The 22,166-nt window shown below is 58.4% G+C and carries 25 protein-coding genes and 1 pseudogene; 16 read left to right on the top strand and 10 right to left on the bottom strand.

All coding sequences use genetic code 11. The features are described 5' to 3' along the window. Positions 1-196: 196 nt before the first annotated feature. Positions 197-1,039, bottom strand: coding sequence for a 16S rRNA (cytidine(1402)-2'-O)-methyltransferase (gene rsmI / locus G113_RS00915; RefSeq protein WP_005891108.1), 843 nt, complete (start codon positions 1,037-1,039; stop codon positions 197-199). A gap of 79 nt (positions 1,040-1,118) precedes the next feature. Between rsmI and G113_RS00910 the strand changes: the two genes are divergently transcribed. Genes G113_RS00910 through dolP form a run of 4 tightly spaced genes read left to right on the top strand, consistent with a single transcriptional unit; the run spans position 1,119 to position 4,558 of the window. After that, positions 1,119-3,062, top strand: a complete 1,944-nt coding sequence (locus tag G113_RS00910; protein ID WP_005891106.1) for a penicillin-binding protein activator — start codon at positions 1,119-1,121, stop codon at positions 3,060-3,062. Then, positions 2,974-3,375 carry a YraN family protein gene (locus G113_RS00905; RefSeq protein WP_083940338.1) on the top strand — a complete coding sequence of 134 codons (402 nt, stop codon included), beginning with the start codon at positions 2,974-2,976 and terminating at the stop codon, positions 3,373-3,375. The genes G113_RS00910 and G113_RS00905 overlap by 89 nt, the downstream gene beginning before the upstream one ends. A 9-nt stretch (positions 3,376-3,384) precedes the next feature. Further along, positions 3,385-3,975, top strand: coding sequence for a D-sedoheptulose-7-phosphate isomerase (locus G113_RS00900; protein ID WP_005891102.1), 591 nt, complete (start codon positions 3,385-3,387; stop codon positions 3,973-3,975). Between the two features lie 25 nt (positions 3,976-4,000). Continuing rightward, on the top strand, positions 4,001-4,558 hold the full coding sequence (gene dolP / locus G113_RS00895) for a division/outer membrane stress-associated lipid-binding lipoprotein (RefSeq protein WP_407919092.1): 558 nt from the start codon (positions 4,001-4,003) through the stop codon (positions 4,556-4,558). Positions 4,559-4,624: 66 nt separating this feature from the next. Here the strand turns inward: dolP and G113_RS00890 are convergent, their stop codons facing one another. The 8 genes and pseudogenes from G113_RS00890 to zapE form a co-directional block, all read right to left on the bottom strand. Next, the gene (locus G113_RS00890; RefSeq protein WP_040318791.1) at positions 4,625-5,053 is read right to left on the bottom strand and encodes a ClpXP protease specificity-enhancing factor; all 429 of its coding nucleotides are present in this window, start codon (positions 5,051-5,053) and stop codon (positions 4,625-4,627) included. Next, positions 5,050-5,679, bottom strand: coding sequence for a stringent starvation protein SspA (gene sspA, locus G113_RS00885; RefSeq protein WP_005891096.1), 630 nt, complete (start codon positions 5,677-5,679; stop codon positions 5,050-5,052). Before sspA ends, G113_RS00890 begins: the two co-directional genes overlap by 4 nt. An 87-nt stretch (positions 5,680-5,766) precedes the next feature. Then, positions 5,767-6,501 (bottom strand): cytochrome c1, encoded by a 735-nt coding sequence (locus G113_RS00880; protein WP_005891093.1) that lies wholly within the window; start codon positions 6,499-6,501, stop codon positions 5,767-5,769. After that, entirely contained in the window at positions 6,498-7,715 is a 1,218-nt protein-coding gene (locus tag G113_RS00875; RefSeq protein ID WP_005891090.1) for a cytochrome b, read from the bottom strand. The genes G113_RS00880 and G113_RS00875 overlap by 4 nt, the downstream gene beginning before the upstream one ends. 2 nt (positions 7,716-7,717) lie before the next feature. Then, entirely contained in the window at positions 7,718-8,308 is a 591-nt protein-coding gene (petA, locus tag G113_RS00870; protein WP_005891087.1) for a ubiquinol-cytochrome c reductase iron-sulfur subunit, read from the bottom strand. Positions 8,309-8,596: 288 nt separating this feature from the next. Continuing rightward, positions 8,597-8,989 carry a 30S ribosomal protein S9 gene (gene rpsI, locus G113_RS00865; protein WP_005891084.1) on the bottom strand — a complete coding sequence of 131 codons (393 nt, stop codon included), beginning with the start codon at positions 8,987-8,989 and terminating at the stop codon, positions 8,597-8,599. 15 nt (positions 8,990-9,004) lie between these two features. After that, positions 9,005-9,433 (bottom strand): 50S ribosomal protein L13, encoded by a 429-nt coding sequence (rplM, locus tag G113_RS00860; protein ID WP_005891081.1) that lies wholly within the window; start codon positions 9,431-9,433, stop codon positions 9,005-9,007. Between the two features lie 267 nt (positions 9,434-9,700). Then, positions 9,701-10,794, bottom strand: a pseudogene (zapE, locus tag G113_RS00855) (cell division protein ZapE). Between the two features lie 139 nt (positions 10,795-10,933). Between zapE and G113_RS00850 the strand changes: the two are divergent. From G113_RS00850 to G113_RS00795, 12 genes are all read left to right on the top strand, one after another. After that, positions 10,934-11,314, top strand: coding sequence for a YhcB family protein (locus tag G113_RS00850; protein ID WP_005891072.1), 381 nt, complete (start codon positions 10,934-10,936; stop codon positions 11,312-11,314). A gap of 81 nt (positions 11,315-11,395) precedes the next feature. Continuing rightward, on the top strand, positions 11,396-12,754 hold the full coding sequence (locus G113_RS00845) for a Do family serine endopeptidase (protein ID WP_005891069.1): 1,359 nt from the start codon (positions 11,396-11,398) through the stop codon (positions 12,752-12,754). 115 nt (positions 12,755-12,869) lie between these two features. Further along, complete coding sequence (gene degS, locus G113_RS00840; RefSeq protein WP_005891066.1) at positions 12,870-13,994, top strand: outer membrane-stress sensor serine endopeptidase DegS; 1,125 nt, start codon at positions 12,870-12,872, stop codon at positions 13,992-13,994. Positions 13,995-14,322: 328 nt separating this feature from the next. Continuing rightward, a complete protein-coding gene (locus G113_RS00835) occupies positions 14,323-14,679 on the top strand; it encodes a transcriptional regulator (RefSeq protein WP_005891063.1) in 357 nt (118 codons plus the stop codon). Continuing rightward, complete coding sequence (locus G113_RS00830) at positions 14,680-15,045, top strand: SFCGS family glycine-rich protein (protein ID WP_005891061.1); 366 nt, start codon at positions 14,680-14,682, stop codon at positions 15,043-15,045. Beyond that, on the top strand, positions 15,045-15,341 hold the full coding sequence (locus G113_RS00825) for a DUF4312 family protein (RefSeq protein ID WP_005891059.1): 297 nt from the start codon (positions 15,045-15,047) through the stop codon (positions 15,339-15,341). Before G113_RS00830 ends, G113_RS00825 begins: the two co-directional genes overlap by 1 nt. A gap of 24 nt (positions 15,342-15,365) precedes the next feature. Further along, the gene (locus G113_RS00820) at positions 15,366-16,142 is read left to right on the top strand and encodes a DUF4311 domain-containing protein (protein ID WP_005891057.1); all 777 of its coding nucleotides are present in this window, start codon (positions 15,366-15,368) and stop codon (positions 16,140-16,142) included. A gap of 10 nt (positions 16,143-16,152) precedes the next feature. Further along, positions 16,153-16,803, top strand: a complete 651-nt coding sequence (locus G113_RS00815; protein ID WP_005891055.1) for a DUF4310 family protein — start codon at positions 16,153-16,155, stop codon at positions 16,801-16,803. Positions 16,804-16,853: 50 nt separating this feature from the next. Then, the gene (locus tag G113_RS00810; protein ID WP_005891053.1) at positions 16,854-17,990 is read left to right on the top strand and encodes an amidohydrolase/deacetylase family metallohydrolase; all 1,137 of its coding nucleotides are present in this window, start codon (positions 16,854-16,856) and stop codon (positions 17,988-17,990) included. Continuing rightward, entirely contained in the window at positions 17,974-19,089 is a 1,116-nt protein-coding gene (locus G113_RS00805; protein ID WP_005891051.1) for a DgaE family pyridoxal phosphate-dependent ammonia lyase, read from the top strand. The genes G113_RS00810 and G113_RS00805 overlap by 17 nt, the downstream gene beginning before the upstream one ends. Then, entirely contained in the window at positions 19,089-19,829 is a 741-nt protein-coding gene (gene dagF / locus G113_RS00800) for a 2-dehydro-3-deoxy-phosphogluconate aldolase (protein ID WP_005891049.1), read from the top strand. The genes G113_RS00805 and dagF overlap by 1 nt, the downstream gene beginning before the upstream one ends. A gap of 126 nt (positions 19,830-19,955) precedes the next feature. After that, complete coding sequence (locus G113_RS00795; RefSeq protein WP_005891047.1) at positions 19,956-21,860, top strand: BglG family transcription antiterminator; 1,905 nt, start codon at positions 19,956-19,958, stop codon at positions 21,858-21,860. A gap of 15 nt (positions 21,861-21,875) precedes the next feature. On the opposite strand, the gene npr is transcribed toward G113_RS00795, so the two are convergent. Next, entirely contained in the window at positions 21,876-22,148 is a 273-nt protein-coding gene (gene npr, locus G113_RS00790) for a PTS phosphocarrier protein NPr (protein ID WP_005891045.1), read from the bottom strand. Positions 22,149-22,166: the final 18 nt, after the last annotated feature.

Here is a 22,166-nt window from a genome sequence, read left to right as displayed (position 1 = left end):
TAGCCCTGTCCGCAGCCCGGGGTAAACCGGCAATTGCCGATTGTGGCATTTATTCACGATATGGTGACCCATTCTAGAGTAATACTGCCATCAAGCCGCCCCCATCGATGGGCTGCCAGGTCAGGTTGGTAGATGCGACCTTCGTCATAGCCCCTCATGGTGAGGATGACCCTGTGACCCGAACCGACGATGCTATTTATTCTTTCTGGTGGTGATCCAGTCCGTACTTGTAAAGTGCGTTCTTCTTCACCCCATGGATCTCGGCTGTCAGCGCGGCCGCCTTCTTGAGCGGCAACTCGGCCACCAACAGACCCAGGGTACGGATCGCCTCGGCGGGCAAATCCTCTTCCGTCTTGCTCGCCCCGGCCACCACCAGCACGATTTCACCGCGGCAACGGTTTTCATCCTCGCCCAGCCAGACCAGCATTTCGGAGGCAGGCAGACCGTGAATGGACTCAAAGGTCTTGGTCAACTCGCGGCACACCACAACCTGGCGTTCCCCGAGGATGCGAGCAATCGCTTCCACTGTGTCCTGAACCCGGCGGGGTGATTCGTAGAACACCAGGGTGCGGGTATCCTCAATCACGGCCTGCAACCTGTCATCGCGGCCCTTGCTCTTGGCTGGCAGGAAACCTTCAAAGGCAAACCGATCGGTCGGCAGACCTGCGGCACTGAGCGCCGTGATGGCGGCACAGGGACCCGGCAGTGGCACTACCTTGACCCCGGCTTCGCGACAGCGGGTGACCAGGTGATAACCGGGATCGCTGATCAGCGGTGTGCCCGCATCCGATACCAGGGCTACACTCTTGCCTTCCTTGATTTTCGCTATCAACACCTCGGCCTTCTGCTGCTCGTTATGATCATGCAAAGGGAAGCTGCTCACCGATATCTGGTAGTGTTTGAGCAGTATGCCGGTGTGGCGAGTATCCTCGGCCGCCACCAGATCGACCCGGCGCAGCGTATCGAGGGCACGCTGGGTGATATCTGCCAAATTACCGATGGGAGTGGGGACTATATAGAGGGTTGGGATGTCACTCATGGGATCTCCGAGCATCCCGACAATTGTGTCGCCATATTGGCCCGTTTACACTATGGGTAACTTCAACACTGGTCGGGGAATGAACTTGAACCGGGTTACAAAGCAGCTAAGTGTATCACGACTCTTCGGCATCCTACTCGCAGCTATCCTGCTGGCGGGTTGCGCGTCGGAATCCAATCAACCCTCTGGACAGGAAGGGGGCCTTTCTGGCTTTGCCAAACTGACCCAGAATCCGGAGGCCTATCTGGCCAAGGTGGATCCGGCCAAGCCGGATGAAGCCTTCGTCTGGCAAACCCTGGCTGCGCGCAGCTATCTGGCTCAAGGCCAGCTCAATCCGGCTCAGGCCTTGCTGCAACAGTTGCAAAAGCAGGCCAAGACACCACAGCAGCAGGCACAGGCACAGTTGCTTGAGGCTCATGTGCTCCTCGCCCAGGGCAATGCCAATCAGGCGCTGATCTTGCTCGAAGGCAAGCCCGCCGTGGAACTCGACGCCGATACCCAGCGTGACTGGTATCGCCAACGCACAGTGTTGCAGCTCGACATCAACAACAAGTTTGGTGCCGCCAAGTCTCTCATCTTGCTGGAGCCCTATCTGGTCAAAGAGGAGATCGCCACCAATCATCAGCAGATCTGGTCCCTGCTCAAGAGCATGACCCCCACGACCCTGCAAGCACTGGAAGAAGCTCCGGCACCCGATGTGACCACCGGCTGGCTGCGCCTGGCGGCCCTGGTCAACGAGTTTGGGGCCCAACCGAGCCAGCTTGCTCGCCAGCTGGATGGCTGGAAGCGTGACTTCCCGAATCATCCGGCCCAGCAGGACATGCCGGCCGGTCTTGGCGATCTGGCCAGTACCACTGGCTTGGCCCCGCAGCAGATAGCCGTGTTCCTGCCCCTGTCCGGCAATCTGGAGTCGCAGGGCTCGGCAATCCGCAACGGCATGCTGATGTCCTACAAGGAGCATCACGGCCAGTACAGCCTGAACTTCTACGACACCCAGACCAAATCGGTCAGCGAGCTCTACCAGCAGGCCATCAAGGATGGTGCCGACATGATCATCGGTCCCTTGCTCAAGGACAGGGTCGAAGAGCTGCTCAAGCTCAATCCGACCGTGCCCGTGCTCGCCTTGAACGAGCTGGACAAGCCAGTAGTCAATGACAGCACCTTCTACTTCTCCCTCTCCGCCGCCGCTGATGCGAGCCAGGCCGCCAACTACCTGTTCGGCCAGGGTTATCGCAAGCCGCTGTTGATAGCCACCCAGGGCCGCATTGGCTATGGCAGCATCAAGGCGTTCGAGCAGACCTGGAGCGGTCTGAGTCAGGATAAACCCGTGGTCGCGACCTTTACCTCCCGCAAAGAGGTACCGGGCATGGTGAAAAATGCCCTGAGCGGTCGCTCCACTGCCCGGGCGGGCGAGATCATGCAGCTCGCCGATGAGACGCCGCGCAGCATCGATGTCGTCTATCTGATCGCCAATAACCTGGAGACCCGGATGGTCAAACCCTATGTGGATATCTCGGTCAATCCCATGGGCAGTCTCCCTATCTTCACTGGGCCCCGCGGTTATGACAGTGGCGCTACCGAGGTAGCCTCGGAGCTCAATGGTCTGCGCATCGGCGATATGCCGTTGATGCTGGGCGAGTTCAACGAGCTGCGTGGCAAGGCCCAACTGCTCTGGCCACAGACCCAAGGTGACCTGCTGCGCCTGTTTGCCCTGGGTTATGATGCGGTTAGCCTGAGCCCCAATCTGATACAGATGCGCGCCGTCGGCGCCATGAAACAGCCGGGTCTGAGCGGTCAGCTCAGCATCAGCCAGGATGGCGTAGTGCAACGGGAGCAGAGCTGGGCCACCTACCAGAATGGCAAGCTACTCGACGCCACAGGCAACCCCATCGGCATGGAACAGGAGGCCGTTCCTGCGCCCTCGGAGCCCAGTGATGAAGAGCAGACTCAAGCCCCTGATACAGCATTGCCTGAACCTGTTTCAGACAGCAGCGACACCACCGCGTCCGGGACAGCACTTTGAGTTAGTCGCCGCCAACTGGTTGCAGGCCCGGGGTCTGCAACTGATTGAACGCAACTATCACTGCCGTGGCGGCGAACTGGATCTCATCATGCGCCAGGGTGATACCCTGGTGTTTGTCGAGGTCAGATATCGGGCCGATAACGACCATGGCGGCGCCGCCGCCTCGGTCACTCCGGCCAAACAACGCAAGCTCATGCTAGCCGCCCGCCACTATTTGACGCACCATGGCATCAACGAGGCCAGCCAGGCCTGTCGATTCGATGTGCTGGCGTTCGAGGGCAACCAGCCAGACTGGATCCAGAACGCCTTTTAAGAGGGTCCCATGACAGATCGCATCAAAGAGAACTACACAGAAAGCATTCAAACCAAGATCGCCGCTTCGGAGGCGCTGCCGGATGCTATCCATACTGCGGCGCAGATGATCACCATCTGCCTGCTCAATGGCCACAAGGTACTCGCCTGTGGCAACGGTCCCTCCGCAGCCCTGGCCCAGCTGTTCATCAGTGAGTTGGTCAACTGTTACGAAACCCAGCGTCCCTCCCTGCCCGGCATGGCCCTGACCGCCGACATGGCAACCATCAGTGCCATTGCCACCGACCACGGCTTCGAAGAGGTGTATGCCAAACAGATCCGTGCCTTGGGTCAACCCGGCGACATCCTGGTCGTCATTACCACCTCTGGCCACAGCCGCAGTCTGATCAAGGCGGCCGAAGCTGCCCTCTCCCGTGACATGACCATAGTGGTGCTGAGCGGTGGTGACGGCGGCGAGATGGCAGGCCTGCTCGGCCCTAACGATGTCGAGATCCGGGTACCATCTGCCCGTCGACCGCGTATTTTGGAAGTCAACCTGTTGACCCTTCATTGTCTGTGTGATCTCATCGATCAGACGCTCTTCCCGCAACAAGAGGATTAACATCTTGAACAAGACGCCCCTAATCATGGTCCTGGTGACCGGTTCCCTGCTGCTGCAAGGCTGCGCTGCCGTGGTCGTTGGTGGAGCTGCCGGTACGGCCAACAGTGCTGGTGACCGCCGCACCCTGAGTACCCAGTGGGACGATCAGGCCATAGAGCTGAAAGCAGCCAATCTACTGGCAGACAACAAGGCACTCTCTGCCGCCAGCAAGATCAGCGTCTATAGCAACAATGGCCGCGTGCTGCTAGTCGGCCAGACACCGACCGATGCTTACAAGCAGAGTGCGGGGCAGACGGTTGGCCGCATTGAAGGGGTACGCCACGTCTACAACGAGTTGCGCCTCGGCAAACCCGTCAGCATAGGTACTCGCAGCAATGATTCCTGGATCACCTCCAAGGTGCGTGCCGACATGTTGGCCGCCAAGGGCTTTGACAGCACCAAGGTCAAAGTAGTGACAGAGAACGGCGAGGTCTTTCTGATCGGTCTGGTGACCCGCAAGGAAGCAGAACAGTCTGTCGAGATTGCCCGCCACGTCAGCGGCGTGACCCGGGTCATCAAGGCGTTCGAGTACGCTCAGGAGTGACGCCACTCTCAACTCCTAAATAGAAAAACGCAGCCGATTGGCTGCGTTTTTTATTGGTCCATGAGATTACTTGATGACAGTAAGACTCGGCCTGCCAGTGGGGCGCGGCGGTTCAGGATCAGGCTGTACCTGCTCCTCATCAGCCTGCTCCAGCCAGAGGTCATACGCTGGCTCCGGCGGGAACAAGGTACCAACACCGTTCTCTCTGGCATGGATGGCCATGATGGCCGCCATGGGAATATAAACCTGCTGGGACACGCCACCAAAGCGGGCGCTGAAGCTGATGGCATCATTATCCATGTGGAACTGCATTACCGCTCGCGGCGCGATGTTCAGCACGATCTGCCCATCTTGGGCAAATTGCAGTGGCACCTGCACATGGGGAATGTTGACGTTCACCACCAGGTGAGGCGTCAGGTCATTGTCCAGCAGCCAGTCAAAGAACGCCCGCAACAGATACGGGCGACTCGGGGTCATTGTCGGTTCCATACTCATATACCGGAGCGGATCTCGCGCTCAGCTTCGGTCAGGGATGCCTGGAAGGACTCGCGCTCGAACAGACGAACCATGTAGGCCTTCAGCTCTTTAGCGCCGCGACCACCCAGATCGATGCCCAGACTTGGCAGACGCCACAGCAACGGGGCCATGTAGCAGTCGACCAGACCGAACTCTTCGCTCATGAAATAAGGCATTTCACCAAAGATAGGGGCGATGGCCAGCAGATTGTCACGCAACTCGTTGCGTGCCGCCTCGACATCGGTGCCTGCCATGATCTTGTCGGCCAGACTGTACCAGTCCAGCTCGATGCGATGCATCATCAGACGGCTGTTACCACGGGCAACCGGGTAAACAGGCATCAGTGGCGGATGAGGGAAGCGCTCGTCCAGATACTCCATGATGATGCGTGAGGTATAGAGTGCAAGCTCACGATCAACCAGAGTCGGCACTGAGTTGTACGGGTTCAGCTCAGCCAGTTCATCCGGCAAGTTGCTCGGGTCAACCTGGCAGATATCTACGCTAACACCCTTCTCCGCCAGGACAATGCGCACCTGATGGCTGAACATATCGTTGGCACCGGAAAACAGCGTCATTACCGAACGCTTATTGGCAGCTACAGCCATTGAACCCTCCCGTCATTAAAAAGCAGAAACGGCAATGAAGTAACTTGGACCTCATTGCCGTGCATTATATTACTCGGATCTGGTCGCTTAGTGAACGTCGCGCCAGAATTCCTTCTTCAACAGCACAGTGAAGATGAAGAAGATAGCGATAAAGCCCAGCACCCAGAAGCCCATGCGTTCGCGCTCCAGTTTGACCGGCTCAGCCGAGTAGACCAGGAAGTTTACCAGATCCAGCACCGTCTGATCATATTCTTCGTTCGTCATTTCGCCATTGCCATCGGATTTGATGCCGATGGTCTCGTGCACCTCTTGCCCATCGACCAGACGAGTCTCCTGCTCCAGGCGCGGAGTACCCTGCAGCGGCTCCAATACATGGGGCATGCCCACAGAGGGGAACACCAGGTTATTCACTCCAAACGGGCGAGTCGGATCCACGTAAAAAGAACGCAGGTAGGTGTAGACCCAGTCTGCACCACGCACCCTGGCGACCAGCGTCAAGTCCGGTGGTGATGCGCCGAACCAGCGGGCAGCATCCTTCTCGGAGATGGAGCTCTTCATCAGATCCCCCACCTTGGCACCGTTGAAGATAAGGTTATCCCGCATCAGATCTTCGGGGATCCCCAGATCCTCAGCCACCCTGTTGTAACGCTGATATTGAGTCGAGTGGCAACCCGCACAGTAGTTCATGAAGGTGGTCGCGCCACGCTGCAAAGACGCCTTGTCGCTCAGGTCATAGTCAGCCTTGTCCAGTTGTACACTGGCACCCGCTGCCATGGCCAACCCTGGCAGCAGAGCGAGCACAGCAAAGATTATCCTTTTCATTTGAATGTGATCCTCTCCGGCAGCGGCTTGGTATTTTCGTTCTTGCTATAGAAATAGAGCAGGACAAAGAATCCGAAGTAGCCGAGTGAACAGATCTGCGCAACCAACGTCAAGGTCGGCGTGGAAGGCAAGACCCCCAATACTCCGAGGATGACGAAGCAGACCACAAACTGAGCAATGTTCAGCTTGTGCAGCATGCTGCGATAGCGTACCGAACGCACCTTGCAACGATCCAGCCAGGGCAGCAAGAACAGCACGACGATGGAGAGCCCCATCATGATGACGCCGAGCAACTTGTCCGGTACCGCACGCAAGATGGCGTAGAAGGGCGTGAAGTACCAAACCGGAGCAATGTGCGCTGGCGTCTTCAGGCCATTCGCCACTTCAAAGTTCGGCTTCTCGAGGAAGTAACCCCACATGTCCGGCTTGAAGAAGATGATGGCGCAGAAGAAGAACAGGAAACCGGCCACACCAATCATGTCTTTGACGGTGAAATAGGGATGGAAGGCAACGGCATCCAGTGGCCAGCCATTCTCGTCCTTGTGCGTCTTGATCTCGATCCCGTCCGGGTTGTTGGATCCCACCTCATGCAACGCCAGGATATGCATGGCGACCAGTAGCACCAGTACCAACGGCAGTGCGATGACATGGAGCGCAAAGAAGCGGGTGAGGGTTGCCCCCGAGATAACATAGTCACCCCGGATCCACAGGGTCAGATCGTCACCAATCACCGGGATGGCGCCAAACAGGGAGATGATGACCTGAGCCCCCCAGAAGGACATCTGTCCCCAGGGCAGCAAATATCCCATGAAGGCTTCAGCCATCAACACCAGGAAGATCAGCATGCCGAAGATCCACAGCAGCTCACGGGGTTTCTGATAAGAACCGTAAATGAGACCACGGAACATGTGCAGATAGACCACCACGAAGAAGGCGGAGGCACCGGTACTGTGCATGTAGCGCAACAGCCAGCCGTAATCCACGTCCCGCATGATGTACTCGACGGAGGCAAAGGCACCCTCAGCCGACGGGTTGTAGTTCATGGTCAGCCAGATGCCTGTGATGATCTGGTTGACCAGCACCAACATGGCAAGGGATCCGAAGAAGTACCAAAAATTCAGGTTTTTCGGGGCCGGGTACTTGGCCATATGGTCGTTGTACATGGCCGTGAGCGGAAAACGATAATCGATCCAGCCCATCAATTTGGCAAACATGGTCAGGCCTCCTTGCCATCGACACCGACCAGGATGGTGGTGTCGCTGAGATACTGGTACGGCGGGATCACCAGATTCAGTGGGGCAGGTACCCCCTGAAACACGCGACCGGCCATGTCGAATTTGGAACCATGACAGGGGCAGAAAAAGCCAGAGCTGACCCCTTCAACCTGCTCACCGAAACTGTCTGGCAGATAGGTTGGGGAGCAGCCCAAATGGGTACAGATACCAACAGCCACAAAGATTTCCGGCTTGATGGACCTGTATCCGTTGTGGGCATAGTCAGGCTGTTGGGGCTCATCGGATTTTGGATCGCGCAACAGGTTGTCGTGCGTCGGCAGGCCATCCAGAATCTGCTTGGAACGATTGACCACCCAGACCGGTTTGCCGCGCCATTCAACACGAATGAGTTGACCCGGCTCCAACTTGCTAATGTCGACTTCAACCGGAGCGCCAGCAGCCTTGGCCTTGGCACTCGGGTTCCATGATTTTATAAACGGCACTGCGGTAAAAGCAGCCCCTACCCCACCAACGGCTATCGTTGACCAGGTAAGAAATCTGCGGCGGCCGGTATCAACTGGCGCATTGCTCATCCAAAAACTCTCCCATGTGGACTCGGCGCATTCTTATAATGTCCCTGTTCCCCTGTGACAACAGTGGCGGAAGCAGGAGTTACAATTGTCACAGAAAAATCGAGGAAATTTTAAAGAAAAGATAACAAATTGACAAGAAAGAGAAGCGAAGGGCAAAAACAATAAAGACACAATTTTTTGTCTTTTGTGACGTGAGGTTAGCAATGGCCATTAAAATGTTACCAATAAAAAAAGCCTGGCGGCTGCCAGGCTTTTTTAACACTCGAAAGAGTGAGTACCAAAAGCGAATTAACGCTTGGAGTACTGCGGACGCTTACGAGCTTTGTGCAGACCGACTTTCTTACGCTCAACCTTACGGGCATCGCGAGTAACAAAGCCTGCTTTACGCAGTTCACCGCGCAAGGTTTCATCGTACTGCATCAGAGCACGAGTGATACCGTGACGGATCGCACCAGCTTGACCGGAGATGCCACCACCGTTAACGGTGATGTACAGATCCAGTTTCTCGGTCATTTCAACCAGTTCCAGCGGCTGACGAACTACCATACGGGCAGTCGGACGACCGAAGTACTGCTCCAAGGAGCGCTGGTTGATTACGATTTTACCGCTACCCGCTTTGATAAAGACGCGAGCAGTGGAGCTTTTGCGACGGCCGGTACCGTAGTATTGATTTTCTGCCATGTTGCCAGTTCCCGATTAGATATCCAGTACTTGAGGTTGCTGAGCAGCATGAGCATGCTCGGCGCCTGCGTAAACTTTCAGTTTACGGAACATGGCACGGCCCAGAGGACCCTTCGGCAGCATGCCTTTGATAGCAGCTTCGATTACCATTTCCGGTTTACGCTTGATCAGCTTGTCGAAGCTGATTGACTTGATACCACCCGGGAAACCGGAGTGAGAATGGTAGATTTTATCGGTAAATTTCTTACCGGTAACATGCACCTTCTCAGCGTTTACAACGATGATGTAATCACCGGTGTCAACGTGCGGAGTATACTCAGCTTTGTGCTTGCCACGCAGGCGAGCAGCAATCTCAGTTGCGATACGACCCAGAGTTTTACCTTCTGCGTCCACAATGTACCAGTCACGTTTTACGGTTTCTGGCTTGGCAACGAAAGTTTTCATTAAGTTAAACCCAATTACCTGTTACAGACCCAATTGCTTATGGGGGCTCTCCCACAAACAACAAACGATGGCCTACCTGTACCCCTTCGAATACAAGTAAAGCTTTAAAGTATTGCTGTCTTATCGACAGCTGTAACGTGGGCCGGGCGATTATAAGTGAAGTTGCCTTAAATATCACCTGCTAATTTCACTGCCATGAAGTTTGCAAATGTCGCCCGACCCTACCTGCCGCAGATGCCCATCGACTGGCAGGCGCGGGTATTGTGACTAAGGAAGGTGCACTCTGGCAAGGTATTCGTGCGATTGCATCTCCTGCAGGCGTGAAAGACAACGTTTGAACTCGAAGCTGAGCAGACCTCCGCTATAGAGCTCCGTCATGGGGACAGCTGCCGAAATGATGAGCTTGACGTGACGCTCATAGAACTCGTCGACCATGGCAATGAAGCGCCGCGCCGCATCCTCGGATGAAGACCCCATCGGCTGCACCTCGGCCAGCAGCACGGTATGGAATAGTCGTGACAGTTCGATGTAATCCCCCTGGGAGCGGGCGCTGCGGCAGAGTTGCTCGAAGCTAATGTAGAGCAGCCCCTCCTCGGCCCCCAATGTCTGCAACTGACGATGATTCACCTCTATGGCCGATGGCAATGCCTGTTTCTGGCCGGTCAATTGCTGGAAGTAACGCTCCAGATTGGATCTTGCTTCCCCGTCGAGGGGGTGGTGATAGATCTCGGCCTGCTCCAGGGTCCGCAACCGGTAATCGACTCCCCCATCGACATTGAGGATCTCGCAGTGCTGCTCGATAAGCGCTATCGCCGGCAAAAAACGTGCCCGTTGCAGACCATTGCGATAGAGATCCTTCGGGGGGATATTGGAGGTCGCCACCAACACGACGCCGTGGCCAAACAGAGCCTGGAACAGGGTGCCAAGCAACATGGCATCCGTGATGTCGGAGACGAAAAACTCATCAAAACAGATGATGTCTGTCTCACTGGCCAGCTTGCTGGCAATGAGATTGAGGGGGTCGGCCTGACCGGTCAAGCCTTTGAGTTCATCATGTACCCTGTGCATGAAGCGGTGGAAATGCACCCGCAACTTGCGATGACCAGGCAAGGCATCAAAAAAATATCCATCAGCCAGGTCTTGCCCCGACCAACACCACCCCACATATATAATCCCCGAACAGGTATGACGGCTGGCGGTTTTTGCAACCAGCCCAACCAACCACGGGATCTGGTCGGAGTCGGGGGAGCGCACAAATCCTGATAGAGTCGCTCCAGATGTGCCACTGCCATCGCCTGGGCCGGATCGGCCTGAAAATCAGAACGTTGCAGATCTTGCTGATATTTTTGCTGCGGGGTCATCCTGTCAAACGTCTCCAAGTCCCTGAATAGAGGACAAAAGAGTATCACGGCCCCGGGGCGCACGGTATAGTGCCTCCAGGGTTGACGGCCATTCCGGGCCTTCATCCACATGTTGAATTAGCTGTAACAAGGAGCATCTATGAGTCTGTTAAATGGGATCCTGCTGGCCGTTGCCGCCCTGATTATCGGAGTCCTGATTGGTCGTTTCTCGGTGCGTAGCCGTGATGCCGGTCGCCTCGAGCGCGAACTCAACACTGCCCGCAAGGACATGGAAAGTTACCAAGGCCAGATCAACAACCACTTTGCCGACAGCGCCGCCCTGATGGAGCAGTTGGCCGAGCAGTACCAGACTCTCTACCGCCACATGGCCGAGCAGAGCAAGTTCCTGGCCAAGGCCGAGGAGCCACTGTTCCGTGAATCTGAGGTCGAAGAAACGCCTGCCCCTGATGAAGAGAGCCAAGGTCTGCCTCCACGGGACTATGCCGGCAGTGCCTCAGGCCTGTTGAAGCAATCCAGCTGACACTTTCTTTGAACTAATGCCTTGATCCGTAGTCAGATTCTTGGCGAAAGCACTGTCAATCAACTGGGAGCTGTTATTCATATGCGTAAACCTCTTTCTCTGCTCAGCGTACTAGCCCTCAGCGTCGGTATCGCCATGTCTGCGGCCCCTGCCCAGGCGGCACTGCCTTCCCTGATGGGAAACCAGGATATCCCGAGTCTGGCCCCCGTGCTGGAACAGGTGACCCCTGCGGTGGTCAACATCTCTGTCTCTGGCAAGAAAGTCACCAGACAGCGTCTACCCGAGCAATTCCGCTTCTTCTTCGGCCCCAACATGCCTGACGAACAGGTCAGCGAGCAACCCTTCCAGGCACTCGGTTCCGGGGTCATCATTGATGCCAAGAAAGGCTATGTGATCACCAATGCTCACGTCATCCACGAGGCGGACGAGATCAAGGTCAGCCTCAAGGATGGCCGCGAGTTTACGGCCAAGAAGATTGGCGAGGACAAGCAGTCCGATATCGCTCTGCTGCAGATCAAGGCTGATGACCTGACTGCCATCAAGATGGCTGACTCCGACGAGCTGAGAGTCGGGGATTATGCCCTGGCCATCGGCAACCCCTTCGGCCTGGGTCAGACGGTCACCTCTGGCATCGTCTCCGCCCTGGGACGGAGCGGTCTGAACATAGAGAACTTCGAAAACTTTATTCAGACTGACGCAGCCATCAACTCGGGTAACTCAGGTGGGGCCTTGCTCAACCTGCGTGGCGAGCTGATCGGTATCAATACCGCCATCTTGGGTCCGAACGGCGGTAACATTGGCATTGGCTTTGCCATTCCATCCAACATGGTGCGCGACCTGTCCGAGCAGATCATCAAGTTCGGCGAGGTACGCCGTGGCCAACTGGGTATCACAGGCGCCGAACTGACCTCCGATCTCGCCAAGACCTTCGGCTCCACCAAGCAAAATGGCGCCTTCGTCAACCAGGTCATGCCGGGCTCCTCAGCCGACAAGGCTGGCATCAAGGCCGGTGATATCATCTCCAGCATTGATGGCAAGGCCATACGTTCGTTTGGGGAACTGCGTGCCAAAATCGCGACCATGGGCGCCGGCAAGCAAGTCACCCTCGGCATAGTGCGCGACGGCAAAGAGGAGAGCGTCAAGGTTACCCTGAAACAGGCCGATGACAGCGAGGTGCGTGCCAGCGCCCTGCATCCGGCACTGGAAGGCGCCAAGCTGAGCACCACCACGGATCCCGTGGCTGGCGTGGCCGTCTCCGAGATAGATCCGCGCTCCCCGGCAGCCGCTACCGGCTTGCAGAAGGGGGATGTGATCATCGGGGTCAACCGGCTGCGGGTGAATGCCCTCGCCGACCTGACCAAGGCGTTGAAGAACAAGCCGGATGTACTGGCCCTCAACATCCAGCGCGGCGATTCCTCTCTCTACCTGGTGATCCGTTGATCCCGTCCTGATCGAGCCGAGCCGTCACCCCAATCACCCGCGACTCAGGTCGCGGGTGATTTTTATTCACCGTTAGTGTTATTCTCTGCTGGCAGCGAGCCGCAATGAGAATGAAATGAAAATCCCACCTCTGATCAGCTACTTGGGTAAGTCAATCGCCTTTGGCCTCATGGTCGCGGCCCTATTACTGCTGTTCTTCCCCAGCCTCAAAGGCGGCGCCCTGCTGCCCGACCTCATCAGTAACAGCCGGGAGATGAGCTTCTCCTATGCCGCCCACCGCGCAGGTCCTGCCGTGGTCAATATCTACACCCGCAGTTTCGCCGGAAATCGTGGCGAGAAAGCCGAACTCAGGCCCCAGGGGCTGGGCTCCGGGGTCATCATGAACCAGCGTGGCCATGTGCTGACCAACTACCATGTCATCGCCGATGCGGACCAGATCATAGTCGCACTGCAAGATGGCCGAGTGTACAGCGCGGAGCTGGTCGGTACCGACAAGCTCACCGACTTGGCCGTACTCTATATCGAGTCAGACAACCTGCCGGTGATCCCCCAGGATCCCGATCTTCGCCCAGACGTCGGGGATGTGGTGCTCGCCATCGGCAACCCCTATAACGTCGGTCAGACCATCACTCAGGGCATCATCAGCGCCACGGGTCGCCTCGGTCTCTCCAGCATGGGGCCTGACAGCAATGGCCGTCAGGATCTGCTGCAGACCGATGCCGCCATCAACGAGGGCAATTCAGGGGGGGCCCTGGTCAATACCAATGGCAACCTGGTCGGTATCAACACCGCCGCCTATCACCTGAACGGCAACCAGGAGAGCTACGGTATCAGCTTCGCCATCCCCTATCGCCTGGCCAAACGCATCATGGACGAGTTGATCGCCAATGGCCGGGTCATCCGTGGCTATCTCGGCATCTCCAGCGTCGAGATCAATCCCATAGTGGCGCGCATGATGAACCTGGGTGATCTGCGTGGCCTGGTGGTCGAAAGCCTGGATCCTGCCGGCCCTGCCGCCAAGGGCGGTATGCAACGAGGGGATGTGCTGCTCAAGATCAATGGCGAGGCCATCAGCGGCGTCCGGGCCGCCATGGATAGGATTGTCGAGAGCCGACCCGGCGCCCAGATGAAGATTTCGGTGATCCGCGACGGCAAGCCTCTCGAACTGACGGTGACCATAGAAGAAGACCTGCGCTACCAGAACCAGCAAGACGCCACCAGTGCGGCCAGCGCCAGCTGACCCTGACCCTGAGGCGGACGGGACTCATTCCGTCCGCCATCTGACTCCCACGCCCCCACTGCCCTCCTTCCCTGATGTGAACAAGGTCACACTTCCTGCACCTGGCTTCGCAAGCGCTTGCGCCACCGAGCTGTGAGGTTGCTCACATCCTCAGCCCCCTTGACACCCAATCACCGGATCCAGGTCAAGAAAATCCCTCCCTCAGCACCGCTGACGCCGAATTTCCATTTGCTTGTGGAAAAAGCCTGCCTCCCTGTCCCTCCCGGGGAGGAATAGGGTAATCCCATATCTCGTCGTCACCATCTCGTCGTCATCAGGAGAGAAGACTTTGCAAGCAAGTAATCACGGCCTCACCCCCAGCAGCCCGCAGATAGCGCGCAAGAGTACCGATACCCTGGCCCGCATCTATCCCCTGCTCGCCGAGCGCGGAATAGTACCCAATGACGTGCAGCAGCAGATGCTCGCCTCCCACGTCAAGGCCATGGTGTGGCGCTCTTACAGTGGCGAAGCCCTGCCGGAAGTGGATCTCTCTCTGTTTGACGAGATCTCCCCCCTGTCACTGCGGCTGGCCGAACAGGTCGTCGCCTGGCTAGACAACCTGGCCTATGAAGAAGCCCATCTGTTATCTGTCCACTTCGAAGTGGCCAAAGAAAATGAACTCAGCTCAGTCAAAGGAGACCACTAAATGTCAGCTATCAAACTCGTGATCGGCGATCGTCTCGGTAAAGGTCAGAAAGTAGGAGCCGGTGCCAGTGCGGCCGGGGCCGAGGTCACCGTGATCCCCGGCATGGCCGCGGACATGAAACTTGGCGATGTGATGAACAAGGAGCAGGCGGATCTTGGCATCTCCTTCTGTGGCAGCGGCGGCGCTGGCGCCATCACGGCCCAGACCAAATACGGCTATAAGTGCCGCTATGGCATGCGCTCCGTCGAAGAGGGCGTCACCGCCATCAATGATGGCTGTGTGGTGCTCGGCTTCGGTTTCATGGACAAGGAAGAGCTGGGTCAGAAGCTGATCGAAGCCTTCGCCAAGAAGCACGGGCGCGCCTGATGCAGCACCAGTTCACCAGCCAGGTGGTCGTGAGCGGAAAGGGTTCCACTCGGCAACAAGCCTTTGCCGCCGCGCTCAGCAAGGTGCAGCAAAACCTGCTCAAGGAGACAGAGCAGGTGCTGCTGCGGGTCGAACCGCTCGCGGTCAAGGTGCTCAAGGCAGAGGAGTCGACCCGGGTCGAGAAGTTCCTGTTCTTCTTCCTGCCACGGACACGCCACGAATTTCGGGTCGAACTCGAGATCCAGGTCAGCATCAACGCGATCGATACCCGACAGGTGGACTTCACCCGGGTGTAACGCGATTCAAAAAGGATAGGTTGCATGTTTCTAATCATTTTTATCAAGTCGCTGATCATCGGCGGCCTGGTGGGGGTCGGGGTTGGGGCCGGAGCGGCCCGCATGTTCCATGCACCGACAGTACAGGGCATGGGGGCATTTCGTACCCTGGGGGAGCTCAACTCCTGTGAAGGGGATCCTGCCTCCCACTTCTCCTTCGGTCTGGGCTTCTTCTTCAACGCTTGGGCTTCAACCGTGGCGGCCGGTGCCTTCACCCAGGACGTGGATCACCGCATCATCCCCCACTGGGCCACGGCCGTGTTGATGATCAAGAACCGGGATCTGGCCACGACCTTGCACGATCCCAAGAAGATGGCGATCGCTGGCGGCATCATTGGTGCCATCGTGGTTGCCTTCCTCAACAGTACGGCAGCCGCCGTACCAGAGGCGCTGCAGGTGACCGCGGTCAAGGTGCTGGTCCCCGCCGCAAACCTGCTGGTCAACACCATCATGCCGGTGATCTTCTGGCTGGCGGCCATAGAAGCGGGCAAGAAGTCCGGCTTCTGGGCCACCATCTTCGGAGGGCTGGCCCAGCTCATCATGGGTAACGCAGTACCGGGCCTGGTGCTTGGCATCCTGATCGGTAAAGGCGTGGAAGAGAGCGGCTGGAACCATGTCACCAAGGTAATGATGACCGCCATCGTGCTGCTGTTCGTGCTGAGCGGATTCTTCCGCGGCTTCGACATGAAACTGATTGAGTCTTTCCACCTGGGCATCCCCCTGTGGCTGGATAACGTCCATAACCTGCTTAGCAGCAAATAAGGGCTATCCCATGGATGAGAAACTGAGAAACAACTTCTGGTATGCCGACTGGTCCTTCCCCATCTTCATCGGGCTGCTCTCGGCCGGTGTCTTTGCCGGTACCCACATGTACTACCTCTATGGCGTGGGTGCCTTCAACGAAGTGGCCTTCGTCTCCATGCTGCGCGCTGGCATGGATACCGGCGTCTATGGTGCCGTCGCCGCCTTCGGGGCCAGCTTCCTGTTTGCCCGCATCATCGAGGGCTCCCTGGTGGGGATACTCGACATAGGCGGGGCCATCCAGACCGGGGTTGGTTTGGGGATCCCTGCCCTGCTGATGGGCGCAGGCATCATGTACCCGGTGGAGAACTTTGGCGCCGCGCTTGCAACCGGCATGGTCATTGGTCTCGCCATCGGCGGCCTCATCATACTGGCGCGCAAATTTACCGTGAACCAGAGTGACTCGACCTACGGGGCAGATGTGATGATGGGGGCAGGCAACAGCTCAGGCCGCTTCCTGGGCCCCTTGATCATCCTCTCCGCCATCGGGGCCTCCATCCCCATTGGACTCGGATCCCTGTTTGGTGCCCTGCTGTTCTACCTCTGGGGCAAACCCATCACCGGCGGAGCCATACTCGGCGCCATGCTGCTGGGAGCCTTCTTCCCGATCGCCATCTCCTGACCCTTCTGTTCGCCACCCCAAGGTGGCGAACAGAACCTGCGAGGCATCCTATGTACGACATCATCTTCAGGCGAGCACGCCTGGCCTGCGGCGAGCTGACCGATGTGGCCATTGCAGCGGGCAAGATTGCCGCCCTCGGCCAACTCGGCACGGCCCAGGCCAGCCGCGAACTGGATCTCGCTGGCAACCTCTATCTCAGCGCCGGCTGGATAGACTCCCACACCCACTGCTACTCCAAGTCCCCCATCTATCAGGATGAGCCGGACAAGATAGGAGTCGAAGCCGGCGTCACCACCGTCATCGACGCCGGCAGCACCGGCGCCGACGATGTGGACGAGTTCAAGGAACTGACGGAGCAATGCCAGACCCGGGTCCATGCCCTGCTCAACATCTCCCGCATCGGTCTGCTGCGTCAAAATGAGCTGGCTAACCGCACCGACATCGATCCGGACCTGGCCCAGGCGGCCATCCGCCGTCACCCCGGCTTCATCGTCGGCATCAAGGCTCGGATGAGTGGCAGCGTGGTGGGCGAGAACGGCCTGGCGCCGCTGCGCATCGCCAAGCAGATCCAGCGCGACAACGGCAATCTGCCGCTCATGGTGCATGTGGGCAACACCCCGCCGGATCTGGATGAGCTGGTCGCCCTGCTCGGCCAGGGCGATCTGCTGACCCATTGCTATAACGGCAAGCCCAATCGCATTCTGACTCCTGCCGGAGAGCTCAGGCATTCAGTGCGCAGTGCCATGACTCGCGGCTTGCTGATGGACGTAGGCCACGGCGGCGCCAGCTTCAGCTTCGAGGTGGCAGAGCAGGCCATCAAGGCAGGCGTGCTGCCGGACACCATCAGCTCGGATATCTACTGCAAAAACCGCATCAAGGGCCCCGTCTACAGCCTGGCCCACGTCATGTCCAAATTTTTGGCCATCGGCCTGCCTCTGGATCGGGTCATCGCTTGCGTCACCGACCGAGCCGCCGATGCCCTGCGCCTCCATGACAAGGGGCGGCTGACGGTGGGGGCCGATGCCGACCTGACCCTGTTCGAGCTGGCCCACCAGCCGCACCTGTTCGCCGATACCGAGGCGCAGCACCGCAGCGGCGACCACCAGCTGATGCCTGTCGCCGCTCTGGTGGCCGGCAAACTGACTCTGACTCAATATGGGGAATCTCATCATGTCTTCCGTCTATGAAAAATATGACCTCAAGCCGGTGATCAACGCCTCCGGCCGCATGACCATCCTCGGGGTATCCACCCCGGAACATGAGGTGGTCGAGGCGGTCAACTTCGGCCTGGATCACTACTTCGAGGTGAAGGATCTGGTCAACAAGACCGGCGCCTATATCGCCCGCCTGCTGGACGTAGAGGATGCCGTAGTGGTCTCCTGCGCCTCCGCTGGCATCGCCCAATCGGTGGCCGCCATGATAGTGCGCGGCGATCCCTACCGTCTGGAACAGCTGCATGCCCACCCGCATCAGGTGCCAAGCGAAATCGTGTTGGCCAAGGGCCATAACGTGAACTTCGGCGCCCCGGTTGGCACCATGATCAACCTCGGCGGCGGCAAGCTGGTCGAGGCGGGTTATGCCAACGAATGCAGTCCGGCCCAGCTGACGGCGGCCATTACGCCCAATACCGCCGCCATCCTCTATATCAAATCCCACCACTGCGTGCAGAAGAGCATGCTGTCGGTCGCAGAGGCGGTCGACGTGGCCCAGGCCCACCAGCTGCCGCTCATCGTCGATGCGGCGGCCGAGGAGGATCTGCAGCTCTACTATCGACTCGGGGCCGACCTGGTCATCTACAGTGGCGCCAAGGCCATCGAGGGCCCAACCAGTGGCCTGGTACTCGGCAAGCATCAGTATGTGGAGTGGGTCAAGCAGCAAAGCAACGGCATCGGCCGTGCCATGAAGGTCGGCAAGGAGGGGATCCTCGGCCTGACCCATGCCATAGAGCGCTACCTAGCCCGCGAGAAGGAGAGCGGCGCCGCCATGGTCGCCAAGATGACCCCTTTCATCGAGCAGTTGAATCAACTGCCGGGCGTCAGCGCCAGCGTGATCTGGGACAGTGCCGGACGAGACATAGCCCGCACCGACATTGCCTTCGACCATGCCAGACTCCCAATGAATACGACCCAGCTGGTGCAGCGCCTGCAAGGGGGCAATCCGGCCATCTACTGTCGCGGCTACAAAGCCAATGAAGGCCATATCGAGATAGACGTACGCAGCGTCAGCGCAGCCCAGCTCGACCAGATCCATACCGCCATCGCTCACCTTGTCCAGGAGACCCGTTAATGTCCCTCACCCCCAACTACTACCGTGACCGCGTCTGCCTCAATGTGCTGGCGGGCTCCAAGCAGAATGCCGTCGATGTCTATGAAGCCGCCGAGGGCCACGTGCTGGTCGGCGTCCTCTCCAAGAGCTACCCCGATGTCCCAAGTGCGGTGGCAGACATGTGCGACTATGCGGGCCGCATCAACAATGCCCTCTCCATCGGTCTGGGGGCGGGCGATCCCAAACAGTCGGCCATGGTCGCCGAGCTGGCAGGCCAGTTGCAGCCTCAACACGTCAATCAGGTGTTTACCGGTGTCGGCGCCAGCCGGGCGCTGCTTGGTCAGAGCGAGAGCCTGGTCAATGGTCTCATTTCCCCGACTGGCATCCCCGGCATGGTGAAGATCTCCACCGGCGCCCTCAGTGCCCAGCAGGCCGATGGCATAGTCCCCATCGCTACCGCCATCGCCCTGCTGAAAGACATGGGCGGCAGCTCGGTCAAGTTCTTCCCCATGAATGGTCTCGCCTGCCGGGATGAGTATGTGGCTGTGGCCGAGGCGTGCGCCCGCCATGACTTCTGGCTGGAGCCCACCGGCGGCATCGATCTCGACAACTTCGAGGAGATAGTGCGCATTGCCCTGGAGGCGGGGGTGGCAAAGGTGATACCGCACATCTACAGCTCCATCATCGACCAGGCCAGTGGTGAGACCCGGCCAGAGGATGTGCGCACCCTGCTAGCCACCGTCAAGCGCTTGCTGGCTTGATATCGCGGTAGACGCTGGCGAGCACCCAACCCGACTCAGCTGGTCGGGTTGGGCTATTGAACGATTTGTCGATATGATCCCATCCCTCATCCCCTCATGGCCAGATCGGAGCGACCCAGTCCCCTTATGAAGTTTCCTACTCCCCGTCTGAACCAGTTGCTGGATGCCCTGCGCGATCAAGCCTTGCCCCAGGAGGAGCTAGCGCGCCGCCTGCAGGTCTCGACCCGCACAGTACGCACCGATGTCTCGACCCTCAATGAGCTGATCGCCAACCACGGCGCTCACCTCATTCATCAACGTGGGGCCGGTTATCAGCTCAAGATCTACAACCAGGCGCTCTTCGATGCGTTGCTTGCCAGCCGCCAGCAAGAGGCGAGCCTGCCACGGACCAGCCGGGAGCGGGTGTTGCACCTGCAGGTCATGCTGCTCAGTGCCGAACAGGGGATCCGGCTGGAGGACTTGGCCGATACCTGGTATCTGAGCCGGGCGGCATTGCAGGGGGACATGGCGGAGGTACGCGAGCGACTGGCTCATTTCGGACTGACCATAGAGAGCAAGGCCCGTCTGGGCATGCGCATCCAGGGCGAGGAGACGGCGATCCGCGCCTGCCTGACCCAGCTGCTTTCTCAAGAGCTGCTTCATAACACCCAGTTGCAGAGTCTGCTGCCAACCCTGTGTCCCAGCAAGACCCTGGAGGTGCTCGGCAATCGCATCCACGAGCAGCTCGGTCGCCACCGGTTACGACTGACCGATGAGGGGCTGCAGCAGCTGACCATCTATTGCGCCGTCGCCTTGCTGCGGCTGGCCGCAGGTCATGAACTGGCTCAATTCGATACCGAAGACCTGACCGACAGCATGCTGGCGGCGGCCGGAGACATCTTCGCGGAACTGCCCAGCCTTACGCCGCCAGGTGCGAGCGAGCTGGCCTGTCTGGCCATCCAGATCCAGGCGCGGGTCATTGCCGACAACCCCCTGCTCAATCCAGCCATGACCGCAGAGAGTCAGCGGCTCGTCAGCCACCTGCTCGACTATATCCACCAGCATTTCCCCTACGACCTTCGTCACGATCCCCAATTACGCGGGGATCTGCTCACCCACATCAGCACTATGTTGCTGCGGGTCAAATACCAGGTAGGCAGCCATAATCCGCTGGCCGAGCACATCAAGCAGCACTACCCCCTCGCCTACGACATCACCCTTGCCGCCATCTCCGAGTGGATCAGGCAAACGCCCTATCGCCTCACCGACCACGAGATAGGCTACCTGGTGATCCACATAGGGGTCGGACTGGAACGTCACTACGACATTGGCTACGAGCGGCGCCCGCATGCCCTGCTGCTATGCGATGCAGGCAACGCGACCTTCCGGGTACTGGAAGCCAGCATCAGACGTGAATACCCCCAACTGAGGTTTACCACTCTGGATTCGGTGCGCGACTACGAGATGCTGGGCAAGCTGGAGCAGGATTTCGTGATAAGCACGGTACGGGTGAGCGAGAAGGGCATCCCCGTGGTACAGGTCAATCCTTTCCCTACCCAGTATCAGCTGGAGCAGCTTGGCAAGCTGGTGCTGATCGACCGCACCCGCCCCTACCTGCTCGACAAATACTTCAGCGAGCGCCACTTTCTCATCCTCGATGAGCCCATGAGCCAACATCAGCTGCTGGCGCGAGTCTGTGAACAGCTGGAAGCGGAAGAGATGGTCGAGACCGGCTTTCGCGCCTCCCTGTTCGAGCGTGAAGCCATCGTCTCCACCATGCTGGGGGAAGGCATAGCCCTGCCCCACTCCCTCGGACTGCTGGCCAAGCGAACCTGCGTCTATACGGTGCTGGCGCCACAAGGCATAGAGTGGGGTAATGGCGAGAGTGCCGGCCTCATCTTCGTGCTGGCCATCAGTAAGGGGGACTATGAGGAGGCAATGGGCCTGTATGATCTCTTCATCAGCCTGATGAACGAGAAAGCCAGCAAGAGTCTGCTGGCCTGTGAAAACTTCGCCAGTTTCAAGGCGCTGGCACGCACAGGCCCCCACTAGCTAAAGGGGGCAATCCTACTCCTCGTTGAAACCCGAGGTGAACAGCGCCACCACTGCGGCCAAGGCCGCCTCTTCCTGGGGCCCTTCGGCTTGCACTTCCACCTGTTTGCCCTGGGCAGAATCGAGCATCAGCATGCCGATGACGCTGTCGGCATCGGCCTCGACCCCCTCTTCGTTACGCAGCAGCACATGGGCATCGAAACCCTGTACCAGCTCGAACAGCATCATGGCCGGACGCGCATGCATGCCCAGCTTGTTCTTCACTTCTACCGAGGCGGAAACTGTCATCTGACCTCCCGTTGGGCC

This window comes from Aeromonas molluscorum 848 (assembly GCF_000388115.1).
Lineage (GTDB): Bacteria > Pseudomonadota > Gammaproteobacteria > Enterobacterales > Aeromonadaceae > Aeromonas > Aeromonas molluscorum.
The sequence above is the reverse complement of the archived record's forward strand: the minus strand, read 5'-3'. Positions and strand labels throughout refer to the sequence as shown.

Excerpts from the sequence above, each read along its gene's own strand:
- degS (WP_005891066.1), top strand. The coding sequence starts at position 12,870 with ATGAAAATCCCACCTCTGATCAGCTACTTGGGTAAGTCAATCGCCTTT.
- G113_RS00905 (WP_083940338.1), top strand. The coding sequence starts at position 2,974 with ATGAAGAGCAGACTCAAGCCCCTGATACAGCATTGCCTGAACCTGTTT.
- G113_RS00880 (WP_005891093.1), bottom strand. The coding sequence starts at position 6,501 with ATGAAAAGGATAATCTTTGCTGTGCTCGCTCTGCTGCCAGGGTTGGCC.
- npr (WP_005891045.1), bottom strand. The coding sequence starts at position 22,148 with ATGACAGTTTCCGCCTCGGTAGAAGTGAAGAACAAGCTGGGCATGCAT.
- rpsI (WP_005891084.1), bottom strand. The coding sequence starts at position 8,989 with ATGGCAGAAAATCAATACTACGGTACCGGCCGTCGCAAAAGCTCCACT.
- G113_RS00900 (WP_005891102.1), top strand. The coding sequence starts at position 3,385 with ATGACAGATCGCATCAAAGAGAACTACACAGAAAGCATTCAAACCAAG.
- G113_RS00845 (WP_005891069.1), top strand. The coding sequence starts at position 11,396 with ATGCGTAAACCTCTTTCTCTGCTCAGCGTACTAGCCCTCAGCGTCGGT.
- G113_RS00890 (WP_040318791.1), bottom strand. The coding sequence starts at position 5,053 with ATGAGTATGGAACCGACAATGACCCCGAGTCGCCCGTATCTGTTGCGG.
- dagF (WP_005891049.1), top strand. The coding sequence starts at position 19,089 with ATGTCCCTCACCCCCAACTACTACCGTGACCGCGTCTGCCTCAATGTG.
- G113_RS00910 (WP_005891106.1), top strand. The coding sequence starts at position 1,119 with ATGAACTTGAACCGGGTTACAAAGCAGCTAAGTGTATCACGACTCTTC.
- G113_RS00805 (WP_005891051.1), top strand. The coding sequence starts at position 17,974 with ATGTCTTCCGTCTATGAAAAATATGACCTCAAGCCGGTGATCAACGCC.
- G113_RS00820 (WP_005891057.1), top strand. The coding sequence starts at position 15,366 with ATGTTTCTAATCATTTTTATCAAGTCGCTGATCATCGGCGGCCTGGTG.
- G113_RS00795 (WP_005891047.1), top strand. The coding sequence starts at position 19,956 with ATGAAGTTTCCTACTCCCCGTCTGAACCAGTTGCTGGATGCCCTGCGC.
- sspA (WP_005891096.1), bottom strand. The coding sequence starts at position 5,679 with ATGGCTGTAGCTGCCAATAAGCGTTCGGTAATGACGCTGTTTTCCGGT.
- G113_RS00815 (WP_005891055.1), top strand. The coding sequence starts at position 16,153 with ATGGATGAGAAACTGAGAAACAACTTCTGGTATGCCGACTGGTCCTTC.
- rplM (WP_005891081.1), bottom strand. The coding sequence starts at position 9,433 with ATGAAAACTTTCGTTGCCAAGCCAGAAACCGTAAAACGTGACTGGTAC.
- G113_RS00850 (WP_005891072.1), top strand. The coding sequence starts at position 10,934 with ATGAGTCTGTTAAATGGGATCCTGCTGGCCGTTGCCGCCCTGATTATC.
- dolP (WP_407919092.1), top strand. The coding sequence starts at position 4,001 with ATGGTCCTGGTGACCGGTTCCCTGCTGCTGCAAGGCTGCGCTGCCGTG.
- G113_RS00830 (WP_005891061.1), top strand. The coding sequence starts at position 14,680 with ATGTCAGCTATCAAACTCGTGATCGGCGATCGTCTCGGTAAAGGTCAG.
- rsmI (WP_005891108.1), bottom strand. The coding sequence starts at position 1,039 with ATGAGTGACATCCCAACCCTCTATATAGTCCCCACTCCCATCGGTAAT.
- G113_RS00825 (WP_005891059.1), top strand. The coding sequence starts at position 15,045 with ATGCAGCACCAGTTCACCAGCCAGGTGGTCGTGAGCGGAAAGGGTTCC.
- G113_RS00875 (WP_005891090.1), bottom strand. The coding sequence starts at position 7,715 with ATGTTTGCCAAATTGATGGGCTGGATCGATTATCGTTTTCCGCTCACG.
- G113_RS00810 (WP_005891053.1), top strand. The coding sequence starts at position 16,854 with ATGTACGACATCATCTTCAGGCGAGCACGCCTGGCCTGCGGCGAGCTG.
- petA (WP_005891087.1), bottom strand. The coding sequence starts at position 8,308 with ATGAGCAATGCGCCAGTTGATACCGGCCGCCGCAGATTTCTTACCTGG.